The organism is Kosakonia sp. CFBP8986, from assembly GCF_034044935.1.
Lineage (GTDB): Bacteria > Pseudomonadota > Gammaproteobacteria > Enterobacterales > Enterobacteriaceae > Kosakonia > Kosakonia cowanii.
The window spans coordinates 578,585-589,994 of the sequence record NZ_JAXCXB010000003.1 but is presented as its reverse complement, the minus strand read 5'-3'; the positions used below and the strand labels follow the sequence as shown (position 1 = coordinate 589,994).

The 11,410-nt window shown below is 57.9% G+C and carries 12 protein-coding genes; 10 read left to right on the top strand and 2 right to left on the bottom strand.

Annotated features, from left to right (window positions below; genetic code table 11):
- Positions 1 to 6: 6 nt before the first annotated feature.
- Entirely contained in the window at positions 7 to 2,436 is a 2,430-nt protein-coding gene (hrpB, locus tag SOM48_RS09445) for an ATP-dependent helicase HrpB (protein WP_320511837.1), read from the bottom strand.
- Between the two features lie 72 nt (positions 2,437 to 2,508).
- Here hrpB and thpR point away from each other — a divergent pair, with 72 nt between their 5' ends.
- The 9 genes from thpR to panD all read left to right on the top strand — a co-directional run bounded on the left by thpR (position 2,509) and on the right by panD (position 9,593).
- Positions 2,509 to 3,042, top strand: coding sequence for an RNA 2',3'-cyclic phosphodiesterase (gene thpR / locus SOM48_RS09440; protein WP_094419383.1), 534 nt, complete (start codon positions 2,509 to 2,511; stop codon positions 3,040 to 3,042).
- Between the two features lie 44 nt (positions 3,043 to 3,086).
- A complete protein-coding gene (sfsA, locus tag SOM48_RS09435; RefSeq protein WP_023480367.1) occupies positions 3,087 to 3,791 on the top strand; it encodes a DNA/RNA nuclease SfsA in 705 nt (234 codons plus the stop codon).
- 172 nt (positions 3,792 to 3,963) lie between these two features.
- Entirely contained in the window at positions 3,964 to 4,419 is a 456-nt protein-coding gene (dksA, locus tag SOM48_RS09430; protein WP_007373199.1) for an RNA polymerase-binding protein DksA, read from the top strand.
- Between the two features lie 90 nt (positions 4,420 to 4,509).
- On the top strand, positions 4,510 to 5,406 hold the full coding sequence (gene gluQRS / locus SOM48_RS09425) for a tRNA glutamyl-Q(34) synthetase GluQRS (protein WP_139567589.1): 897 nt from the start codon (positions 4,510 to 4,512) through the stop codon (positions 5,404 to 5,406).
- A gap of 58 nt (positions 5,407 to 5,464) precedes the next feature.
- On the top strand, positions 5,465 to 6,862 hold the full coding sequence (gene pcnB, locus SOM48_RS09420; RefSeq protein ID WP_320511849.1) for a polynucleotide adenylyltransferase PcnB: 1,398 nt from the start codon (positions 5,465 to 5,467) through the stop codon (positions 6,860 to 6,862).
- Complete coding sequence (gene folK / locus SOM48_RS09415) at positions 6,859 to 7,338, top strand: 2-amino-4-hydroxy-6-hydroxymethyldihydropteridine diphosphokinase (RefSeq protein WP_128483625.1); 480 nt, start codon at positions 6,859 to 6,861, stop codon at positions 7,336 to 7,338. Before pcnB ends, folK begins: the two co-directional genes overlap by 4 nt.
- Positions 7,339 to 7,446: 108 nt before the next feature.
- Complete coding sequence (panB, locus tag SOM48_RS09410) at positions 7,447 to 8,238, top strand: 3-methyl-2-oxobutanoate hydroxymethyltransferase (protein WP_320511836.1); 792 nt, start codon at positions 7,447 to 7,449, stop codon at positions 8,236 to 8,238.
- An 11-nt stretch (positions 8,239 to 8,249) separates the two neighbouring features.
- On the top strand, positions 8,250 to 9,107 hold the full coding sequence (gene panC / locus SOM48_RS09405; protein ID WP_139966625.1) for a pantoate--beta-alanine ligase: 858 nt from the start codon (positions 8,250 to 8,252) through the stop codon (positions 9,105 to 9,107).
- A 105-nt stretch (positions 9,108 to 9,212) separates the two neighbouring features.
- Complete coding sequence (panD, locus tag SOM48_RS09400; protein ID WP_023480241.1) at positions 9,213 to 9,593, top strand: aspartate 1-decarboxylase; 381 nt, start codon at positions 9,213 to 9,215, stop codon at positions 9,591 to 9,593.
- 4 nt (positions 9,594 to 9,597) lie between these two features.
- Here the strand turns inward: panD and SOM48_RS09395 are convergent, their stop codons facing one another.
- Positions 9,598 to 10,842, bottom strand: a complete 1,245-nt coding sequence (locus SOM48_RS09395) for a polysaccharide deacetylase family protein (RefSeq protein WP_023480477.1) — start codon at positions 10,840 to 10,842, stop codon at positions 9,598 to 9,600.
- A gap of 216 nt (positions 10,843 to 11,058) precedes the next feature.
- On the opposite strand from SOM48_RS09395, the gene SOM48_RS09390 reads away from it, so the two are divergent.
- On the top strand, positions 11,059 to 11,388 hold the full coding sequence (locus SOM48_RS09390; protein ID WP_319551468.1) for a hypothetical protein: 330 nt from the start codon (positions 11,059 to 11,061) through the stop codon (positions 11,386 to 11,388).
- Positions 11,389 to 11,410: the final 22 nt, after the last annotated feature.

The window sequence follows — 11,410 nt, the reverse complement described above, 5'->3', positions numbered from 1 at the left end:
TCAGCACTATGAATACTTTTTCGTTCGCCGCGTCGGCGCGGTGTTTGCCGGATCGTCCGGCCAGACATGTTTGGGGTAGCGCCCCTTCATCTCTTTTTGCACCTCGCGGTAGGTTCCGGCCCAGAACGCGCCTAAATCGCGCGTAATTTGCAGCGGCCGCTGGGCAGGCGAAAGCAGCTCCAGCACCAGCGCCACGCGCCCCTGCGCAATCGTCGGCGTGGTGGCTTCACCGAACATCTCCTGCATCCGCACCGCCAGCGCAGGCGGATTATCTTCATGATATCGGATGGCTATCCGGCTTCCGGTCGGCACAGTGTAATGCCCAGGCAGCTCACTATCCAGCCGTTGACGCAACGACCACGGCAGCGCCTGCTGCAACGCCTGCCCTACGTCGAGAGACTGCAAATCGCGCAGGGAACGAATGCCGCCCATTTGCGGCAGCAGCCACGCCTCAAGGGTGTCGAGCAGCGAGGCGTCATCGACGGCGGGCCAGTCGAACTCCGGTAGCCACTTCGCGGCGCAGAGTAAGCGTAAACGATACTGCGCCGCTTCGCTTGTCCAGTTCAGCACCCGCAGCCCCTTTTCGCGAATACCGTTTAACATCGCCTGGTGCAGCTCCTCCTCAGAGGGCTTCGCCAGCGGCTGTGCGCTCAGCGTCAGTTGCCCAATTTGCCGACGGCGAAACGCTTTCAGGGTGCCGAGCGTTTCATCCCACTCGACGCTGTCGGACTGGGTAATCAGTTGCGGGCATTGGGCAACAAGCGCGTCGATATCCAGCGGCAGCGCCAGTAATATACGCGCATCCGGCGACTGGCTCCCCTGCAACAGCAATGGCGCGAGCAACCATTCGTGACGGTTTAGCGCGTCATCGGCATCCAGCGTTGCACCTAAACCGTTCGCCAGCTGATAGCGCCCCTGCTGACCGCGCCTGCGCGCGATACGATCGGCAAACGCACAGGCGAGAAGCGGTGCCAGCGCGTTGTTATCCGGCTCGCCGCCGCTGCTCTTCAGCCTGCGTGCCAGCTGGCGCGCGCGCTGTTGCCAGTTCCCCTGCTGGCGCGAGAAAGCCGCGCTCAAATCAGAATTACCGCCGCGCGGTGGCTCTTCGAGGATCGCTGCAAGCTTCGCCGCGGTAGCAATCTCATCCTCGCCCTGCGCGCTCGAAAGCATCGCCGCCAGACGCGGATCGTTGCCGAGCGCCGCCATTTTCATGCCAAACGGCGTTAAACGCCCCTCTTCCAGCGCGCGCAGTTGCGTCAGCAGCCTGCGCGCCGCTGCCAGGTTAGCCTCAGGCGGCAGATCCAGCCAATTAAGCTGGGCAGCATCCTGGCAGCCCCACTGCAATAACTCCATCAACAGGCCGGAGAGGTCGCTATTGACGATCTCCGGGCTGCTCTGCGCCGCCGCGCGCTCCGCCTGCTCTTTGGCAATCAGATGCAGGCAGATGCCCGGCTCCAGACGCCCGGCGCGTCCGGCGCGCTGGGTCATTGACGCCACGCTGATGCGCTGGGTAATCAGGCGCGTTAAGCCGCTGCGGGCATCAAAACGGGCAACGCGCTCCTGGGCGCTGTCCACCACCAGCCGGATCCCTTCAATGGTCAGGCTGGTTTCGGCAATATTGGTCGCCAGCACCACTTTTCGTTTGCCGGCAGGCGCTGGCAGAATCGCTTTGCGCTGTTCGCTTAACGGCAACGCGCCATAAAGGGGGCAGAGCAGCACATCGCTGCCGACGCGCAACGCAAGCTGCTCCTGCACGCGCTGGATCTCGCCAACGCCTGGCAAAAAGAGCAGCAGCGAACCCGGCTCGGTGCGCAGCAGTTCAGCCGTGGCCTGTGCCACCGCCTCATCAAAACGTTGATGGGCGGGCAGTGACTGGTAGCGCTGTTCAACGGGGAACGTACGCCCTTCGGAGACGATCACCGGCGCGTCCGGCAACAGCGAGTGTAGACGCTCATTATCCAGCGTCGCGGACATAATCAGTACTTTCAGATCGTCACGCAGTCCCTGCTGCACATCAAGCAGCAGCGCCAGTGCCAGATCGGCCTGTAGACTGCGCTCGTGGAACTCGTCGAGGATCACCAGCCCGACGCCGTTCAGCTCCGGATCGTTTTGGATCAGGCGAGTGAGGATCCCTTCGGTGACCACTTCAAGGCGAGTATTTGGGCCGACGCAGGTGTCGGCCCGCATGCGGTAACCCACGGTGTCGCCGGGTTGCTCATTGAGAAGCTCCGCCAGCCGCTGCGCAACGGTGCGCGCCGCCAGACGTCGCGGCTCGAGCAGCAAAATTTTCCCTTCAACTGCATTCTGTTGCAGCAGTTGCAGCGGCAGCCAGGTCGATTTCCCGGCACCGGTCGGGGCGCTCAGCAGCACCTGGGGCGCATTTTTCAGCGCAGAGAGAAGATCGGGCAGAACGGCGGCAACCGGCAGTAAGGACACAAACGCTCCAGGGGTTAACAGAAGAGGAGCGGCAGTATACCATCCCCACATATTCTTGACCTCGAGCACACTATGCCCGCATCAAAAAGGCTCTTTTTTGCCATCGAACTGCCCGCCGAACTCCAGCCCCAACTGGTGCAGTGGCGCGCGCAACACTTCGCGCCGGAAGCGGGGCGGCCAATTGCCGCCGCCAATTTGCATCTGACGCTGGCCTTTCTGGGCGATATCAGCGCCGAGAAACAGAAGGCGCTGGAGACGCTGGCCGGGCGCATTCGCCAGCCAGGCTTTACGTTGACGCTGGATGATGCCGGGCAGTGGCTGCGCTCGCGCGTGGTGTGGCTCGGTTCGCGCCAGCCGCCGCGCGGATTACTGCAACTGGCAGATATGCTGCGCGCGCAGGCAGCACGCAGCGGCTGCTATCAAAGCCCGCAGCCTTTTCACCCGCACATCACGCTGCTGCGCGACGCCAGCCACGCGGTTTCGCTGCCGCCGCCGGGTTTTCGCTGGTCTTTTCCGGTCACTGAGTTTGCGCTCTACGAGTCGCAGTTTCTCAACGGGCGTACCCGTTACACCGCCCTGAAGCGCTGGCCCCTTAGCGGTGAGTAATCATTTCGGCGCGTCTTGAGCCACGAACATATTAAGGAAGAGATATGGAATTCACCCCACCGCTACAATCCGCCACGCTTGTGACGCGCTATAAGCGCTTTCTGGCGGATGTCGTGACGCCCGAAGGCGAAACCCTGACGCTGCACTGCCCCAATACCGGCGCGATGACCGGTTGCGCGACGCCAGGCGATCGGGTCTGGTATTCCACCTCAACAAATCTGAAGCGCAAATATGCCCACACCTGGGAATTAACTGAAACGCAACAGGGCGCATTTATTTGCGTGAATACTCAGCGGGCAAATATGTTAACGAAAGAGGCGATTATCGCTGACCGCCTGCCTGAGTTAACGGGATATAGCGTGCTGAAAAGCGAAGTGAAATATGGTGCGGAGCGCAGCAGAATTGATTTTCTGTTACAGGCGGAGGATCGCCGCAACTGCTATATTGAAGTGAAATCGGTCACGCTCGCCGAGCAGCAGTCAGGCTATTTCCCGGATGCGGTCACACTGCGCGGGCAGAAGCATTTACGGGAGTTGATGAGCGTTGCGGCCAATGGTGACCGTGCGGTGATCTTGTTTGCCATTCTGCACTCCGCCGTTGAACATTTCGCACCCGCGCGCCATATTGATGGGGAATACGCACGATTATTGAGTGAAGCGCAACAAAATGGGGTGGAAGTTATTGCTTATAAAGCGGAACTTTCTGCCGATAATATCAGTCTTAGCTTGCCGCTACCGTTCTCGCTTTAAGGCAAGCGCCTGACGAATAAGTGATTTGGTCGCGTGCGCAAATACGCTTTTCTTCACAGGGTTGTCAAGTGTTACGTATGGATATTTGCCATCCGTAAAAGCATCTGCTATTTATAGCGGCCTGATTTTTCCCCCGTACGGGGATCGATAGTGCGTGTTAAGGAGAAGCAACATGCAAGAAGGGCAAAACCGTAAAACATCGTCCCTGAGTATTCTCGCCATCGCTGGGGTGGAGCCGTATCAAGAGAAGCCGGGCGAAGAGTATATGAACGAAGCCCAGCTGGCGCACTTCAAGCGGATTCTTGAAGCATGGCGCAATCAACTTAGGGATGAAGTCGATCGCACCGTTACGCACATGCAGGACGAAGCGGCTAACTTCCCGGACCCGGTTGACCGTGCTGCTCAGGAAGAGGAGTTCAGCCTTGAACTGCGTAACCGCGATCGCGAGCGTAAGCTGATTAAGAAGATCGAAAAAACGCTGAAAAAAGTAGAAGACGAAGATTTCGGTTTCTGCGAATCCTGCGGCGTTGAAATTGGTATCCGTCGTCTGGAAGCGCGTCCGACTGCCGACCTGTGCATCGACTGCAAAACCCTGGCGGAAATCCGCGAAAAACAGATGGCGGGCTAACCCCCGGCATTCCCCAAGACGCCCCGCTGATGCGGGGCGTCTCTTATAAGGCGGCGAACGCGCCCGCCCTGTACTTTTTTGCCTGTCGATATGCCTGAATCACACTATATCGGGCGCTTTGCGCCATCCCCATCCGGTGAACTGCATTTTGGTTCGTTAATTGCCGCCCTCGGCAGCTATCTGCAAGCCCGTGCTCAGCATGGTATCTGGCGCGTGCGGATTGAAGATATCGATCCTCCCCGCGAAGTGCCCGGCGCGGCAGAGACAATTTTGCGCCAGCTGGAACACTACGGCCTGCACTGGGACGGTGAGGTGCTGTGGCAATCCCGGCGGCATGAGGCTTATCGGGAAGTGCTGGCGCGGCTGCACCGTGAAGGGTTGAGCTACTTCTGCACCTGCACGCGGGCGCGCATTCAAAGCGTCGGCGGTTTCTATGATGGTCACTGCCGTACCCTGAATCATGGCCCGGAAAATGCCGCAGTCCGCCTGCTGCAACGCCAGCCGGTGCTGGAATTTACCGACCGCCTGCGCGGGCGCATCGTTGCCGAAGAGAAACTGGCGCGCGAAGATTTTATTATTCACCGCCGCGATGGATTATTTGCTTATAACCTCGCCGTGGTGGTCGATGACCATTTTCAGGGTGTGACGGAGATCGTGCGCGGCGCCGATCTGATTGCACCGACGGTGCGGCACCTCTCCCTTTATCAACAATTAGGGTGGCCGGCACCTGAGTATGTTCATCTGCCATTAGCCCTTAATGAACAAGGGGATAAGCTCTCCAAGCAGAACCATGCGCCTGCCCTGCCGGAGGGCGATCCGCGTCCTGTGTTGATCCGTGCTTTACAATTTATGAACCAGGATGTAACAAAAGAGTGGCAGGATCTCTCGCTGGAGGATCTACTGGAAAAGGCGGTGGCGAACTGGTCGCTTTCACGCGTACCTGTAACAGGCGATGCGAATACAGCATTCTCAAATGCTTCGCGCTGAGCTATGATTAGCCGCTATTTTTTTGTCCCGATGACGTCTGACACTACCGAGGTGTACTATTTTTACCCGAGTCGCTAATTTTTGCCGCAAGGTGCTAAGCCGCGAAGAGAGCATGGCCGTTGAGGCAATGGCCAAACCGCAAATGGCGGTTATTCCGCGTGAGCAGCACGCTATTTCCCGCAAAGATATCAGCGAAAATGCGCTCAAAGTGCTCTATCGTCTGAATAAAGCGGGCTATGAAGCTTACCTGGTAGGCGGCGGTGTGCGCGACTTGTTGCTGGGCAAAAAACCAAAAGATTTTGATGTCACCACCAACGCCACGCCGGATCAGGTGCGCAAGCTGTTCCGCAACTGTCGCCTGGTGGGTCGCCGTTTCCGCCTCGCACACGTGATGTTCGGGCCGGAGATTATCGAAGTGGCGACCTTCCGTGGTCATCATGACGATCAACAAACCGATCGCACCATCTCCCAGCGCGGCCAGAACGGCATGCTGCTGCGCGACAACATCTTCGGCTCAATTGAAGAAGATGCCCAGCGTCGTGACTTCACCATTAACAGCCTCTATTACAGCGTTGCCGACTTTACCGTACGTGATTACGTCGGCGGCATGCGCGATCTGCAAGAGGGCACCATCCGCCTGATCGGCAACCCGGAAACCCGCTACCGCGAAGATCCGGTGCGCATGCTGCGCGCGGTGCGTTTCGCCGCCAAGCTGGGCATGCAGATTAGCGAAGAGACCGCCGAGCCGATCCCGCGTCTGGCGACCTTAATTAACGACGTGCCGCCGGCGCGTCTGTTTGAAGAGTCCCTGAAGCTGTTGCAGGCCGGTTACGGTTACGAAACCTACCAGCTGCTGCGCGAATATGGCCTCTTCCAGCCGCTCTTCCCGATCATCACCCGCTGCTTTACCGAGCACGGCGACAGCCCGATGGAGCGCATTATTGCCCAGGTGCTGAAGAACACCGATAACCGCATTCACAACGATATGCGCGTTAACCCGGCGTTTCTGTTTGCCGCTATGTTCTGGTATCCGCTGCTGGAAAACGCGCAGCGTATCACCCAGGAGGGCGGGCTGGCTTACTACGATGCCTTCGCACTGGCGATGAACGACGTGCTCGACGAAGCGTGCCGCTCGCTGGCGATCCCGAAACGCATCACTACGCTGGTTCGCGATATCTGGCAACTGCAGCTGCGCATGTCCCGTCGCCAGGGCAAACGCGCCTGGAAACTGATGGAACATCCGAAATTCCGCGCCTCGTACGATCTGCTGGCACTGCGCGCCGAGGCGGAAAACAACGCTGAGCTGCAACGCCTGACAAAATGGTGGGGCGAGTTCCAGGTCTCTGCACCACCAGCGCAAAAACATATGCTTGATGATTTAGGTGAAGAGCCGGCCGAGCGCCGTCGTCATCGCCGTCCGCGCAAGCGCGCGCCGCGCCGTGAGGGCAGTGCGTGACACTGGCCTTTATCGCGCTGGGCAGCAACCTCGCCTCGCCGCTCGATCAAGTGAACGCCGCGATAGCCGCGCTGGGGGAGATCCCCGACAGCCGGATCGTGGCGTGCTCCTCGCTTTACCGCACTCCCCCGCTCGGCCCGCCGGATCAGCCTGACTATCTCAACGCCGCCGTGGCGCTGGAAACAACGCTCGCACCGGAGCGCCTTCTCGACCATACTCAGCGCATTGAGCTGCAACAGGGGCGCGTGCGTAAAGCCGAGCGCTGGGGGCCGCGCACGCTTGACCTCGATATTATGCTGTTTGGCGAGATGACGGTGCAGACCGCGCGCCTGACCATTCCCCATTACGACATGAAAAACCGCGGCTTTATGCTGTGGCCACTGTTTGAGATCGCCCCTGACCTGCACTTCCCCGATGGCGAATCATTACAGGCCGTGCTGACGCGGCTGGACGCGCCAAAACCTCACGCCTGGTAACCCCGCCTGAAAAGGTGACCTGCATCAACGGGTTGCCTAAAGTCATTGCCCCCCTGAATGTTGCTGCTTAGAATGCGCCAGATTCGCCTTCGACTATCAGGAAACGCTATGAAACCGACGACCCTCTCGTGGCTGCTGAAATGTAAGCAGGAGAAGCGCCGCTTCGCCACCATCACCGCCTATGACTACAGCTTCGCCAAACTCTTTGCCGAAGAGGGGATCAACGTGATGCTGGTCGGCGATTCGTTAGGCATGACGGTACAAGGGCACGACTCCACGCTGCCGGTAACGGTGGCCGATATCGCTTATCACACTCAGGCCGTTCGCCGCGGCGCACCCGCCTGCCTGCTGCTCGCCGATCTGCCGTTTATGGCTTATGCCACCCCCGAACAGGCGTTTGAGAACGCGGCTGCGGTGATGCGCGCCGGTGCCAATATGGTGAAAATCGAAGGCGGCCGCTGGCTGGCGCCAACGGTGAAAATGCTTACCGAGCGCGCGGTGCCGGTGTGCGGGCATCTCGGTTTAACCCCGCAATCGGTCAACATCTTCGGCGGTTATAAAGTGCAGGGGCGCGGCGATGCGGCGCAGGGCCTGTATGAAGATGCGCTGGCGCTGCAAGCGGCAGGTGCGCAGCTGCTGGTGCTGGAGTGCGTACCGGTTGAACTGGCGCAGCGCATTACCGGGGCGTTAACCATTCCGGTGATTGGTATTGGCGCAGGTAATGTGACCGACGGACAGATTCTGGTGATGCATGACGCGTTCGGCATTACCGGTGGACATATTCCAAAATTCGCTAAAAATTTCCTCAATGAAGCAGGCGACATGCGTGCCGCGGTGAGGCAGTATGTGGCTGAAGTCGAGTCCGGAGCCTATCCGGGCGAAGAGCACAGTTTCCATTAAGGAGCCTTGTTGTGTTGATTATTGAAACCCTGCCGCTGCTGCGCCAGCATATTCGCCGCCTGCGTCAGGAAGGAAAACGCATTGCGCTGGTGCCGACCATGGGCAACCTGCACGATGGTCATATGAAGCTGGTCGACGAAGCGAAACTGCGCGCCGATGTGGTGGTAGTAAGCATCTTTGTGAATCCGATGCAGTTTGACCGCCAGGATGACCTGGTGCGCTACCCGCGCACCTTGCAGGAAGATTGTGAAAAGCTGAATAAACGCAAAGTCGATTTCGTCTTTGCCCCGGCGCCTGCGGATATCTACCCGCAGGGTACGGAAGGCCAGACTTATGTTGACGTTCCGGGCATCTCGACGATGCTGGAAGGTGCCAGCCGTCCTGGCCATTTCCGCGGCGTCTCCACCATCGTCAGCAAGCTGTTTAACCTGGTCCAGCCCGACATCGCCTGCTTCGGCGAGAAGGATTACCAGCAGTTGCAGCTGATCCGCAAAATGGTGGCGGACATGGGTTACGACATTGAGATTGTCGGCGTGCCCACCGTGCGTGCGAAAGATGGCCTGGCGCTCAGCTCGCGTAACGGCTATCTCACCGCTGACCAGCGTAAAATCGCGCCGGGAATGAGCAAAGTGATGAACGCCATCGCCGATAAATTACAGGCGGGCGAGCGCGATATCGAAGAGCTGGTGGCACTGGCGGAGCAGCAGGTCAACGAAGCCGGTTTCCGCGCCGATGATATTCAGATCCGTGATGCGGACACGCTGCTTGACGTGACAGAGAGCAGCCAGCGCGCGGTGATTCTGATGGCGGCATGGCTCGGCCAGGCGCGGCTTATCGACAACAAAGTGGTTGAATTGACCCAGAAATAATCTGGCAGAACGCTGCGCCGGTTAAGGCGCGGCAACAACAGACGGGGTTAAGCAGGGAGCCGTCTCCCCGTTTCGGCTTTACTCTTAGTAACGAAGGTTCAACTTATGATTCGCACTATGCTGCAAGGCAAGCTCCACCGCGTCAAAGTGACGCAGGCCGACCTGCATTACGAAGGCTCCTGCGCCATCGACCAGGATTTCCTGGAAGCGGCCGGTATCCTTGAATACGAAGCCATTGATATCTACAACGTCACCAACGGTAAGCGCTTCTCTACCTATGCGATTGCCGGTGAGCGCGGCTCGCGCATTATCTCCGTTAACGGCGCGGCGGCGCACTGTGCGGATGTCGGCGATATTCTGATTATCGCCAGCTACGTCACCATGCCCGATGACGTGGCCCGCAGCTGGCAGCCGAAAGTGGCCTATTTTGACGGCGACAACGAGATGAAACGCACCGCGAAAGCCGTGCCCGTTCAGGTTGCCTGATGCCCTACCCCTGCGGCTGATTGCTGATCAGCCGCGACATCGTTTCCAGCGAGTCCGTCCGTAAGATATAGAGCCGTTTTAACAGGAACGGATTATCCCCCGGCTTCACCTTCCCGCGCACCGTAGTCACCGCCATATGGAAACCGGCATCATTTGCCGCTTTCACCGCTTTATCGTCATAGCCGCCAAACGGATAGGAGAGATAGAGCACATGCGGGTTGAACTGCGCCAGCGCGCGGCGCGAACGTTTAAAATCAAACAGAATGTTGTGATAGCTACGGCTAAAGAGGATCGGATGGCGCGCATCGTCAACCCGGTGCAGGAAGTGGGTGTGCGACTGCACATCAAACACGTCACGAATGCCGTTAAGCTCCGACACGCTCATAAATTGCAGCGATTTTGGGTCCCACTTCTGCGGCTTTAGCTTGATGCGCGACGAGATAATAAACGCCGTCGCTTTAAAGCCATACTGGCGCAGGATCGGGTAGGCGTAGCGGCTGACGGACTTCAGCCCATCATCAAAAGTGATCACCACCGCGCGCGCGGGCAGGTTCATGCGGTTACGCACATACCCTTCCAGTTGATACATAGAAAGCGTGGCGTAGCCCTGGTCGCGCAGCCACGTCATCTGGTTGGTAAAGGCGCGAACCGAAGTAGTAGTGGAGGTGTGGCGAAAGCGGGTGTTCTCTTCGTCATGCAAAATGTGATGGTAAGTCAGCACCGGCAGGCCGTTATCTTCCTGCGCATCGAGGCTGCTGACCCACGCCAGCCGGTTGCCAATGCGGATCTGAAACCAGGTCTGGTTCAGGCGATCTTTGAGCTTATCAATAATCGGGTAGCGCAGGTTTTGCGCCAGCGTGCCGAACTGCGGGCTGGTTTTATCCGGCGCGTTGTAGAGCGGCGTATCCTGCCAGGTGATGAGATTCTGGTTGCTGAGCGGCTTATTAAGATCGCCGAGGCTATCCTGCACGCGCTTGTTGCCCGTCACCGTGCCGAGATGGCCTTTATCAATAAACCCCGAGCCAAAGCCGAAGCGAAAGGCGTAGTAATCCTCCTCGCCCGGCACCACGCCGATGATCTGCCCGGCGCGAATATTGCCGACGGTAATCACTTTATCGCCCACCTGCGCCCAGATGTCGGCATCTTCGGTGGTTTGCAGATAACGTGCAGGAACAGCTTGTTCGCTGATAATGGCGGCAGAGGCGCTACCGGCCAGCAACAGAAAGAGAAAGGCAATCAAACGAGACATGAGACGAACCGCGTTAGGAAAGTGGCGTGATTGTAACAAAACCTGAGGGATTTAATGGCTTTGTTTAGGTCAAAAAGTGGGCTAACTCGGCGGATTACTTCCTGGCAGGTGACCTCTGGTATGAAATGCTCATCTTCTGTTCAAACTTTGCCTTTCCATTTCCCAGGTGTATGTTATTTGTGCAATTGCACCTTAATAATGGACTAAGGAAACATCATGAACATGGATAAAGCTATTATTCTCGCTCTGCTTTTAGGTTTTTCATCCGCTTCAGGCGCAGCTTTTGCGGGTCAATGCCCGGCAAATGGAAGCATAACGTCAACGGGAGTGGAAACGGACACGGATGGGATTTCAAGCATGGTTTATTGCTCCCCATCCGCCACTAACTGTAAATGGAAAGGATTCGATCCCATGGCCATCATAGGCAGCAAAGTAAAAGAACTCTTAAATGCGATGAATCAGCCCACCAGAAACAATGGACTCACTTATTGTGATTACCGATTAGAAACGGGCGATCAAATCAGAATGTCTTTAAAACACGATTGATTGCTGTTCATGCATAACAATA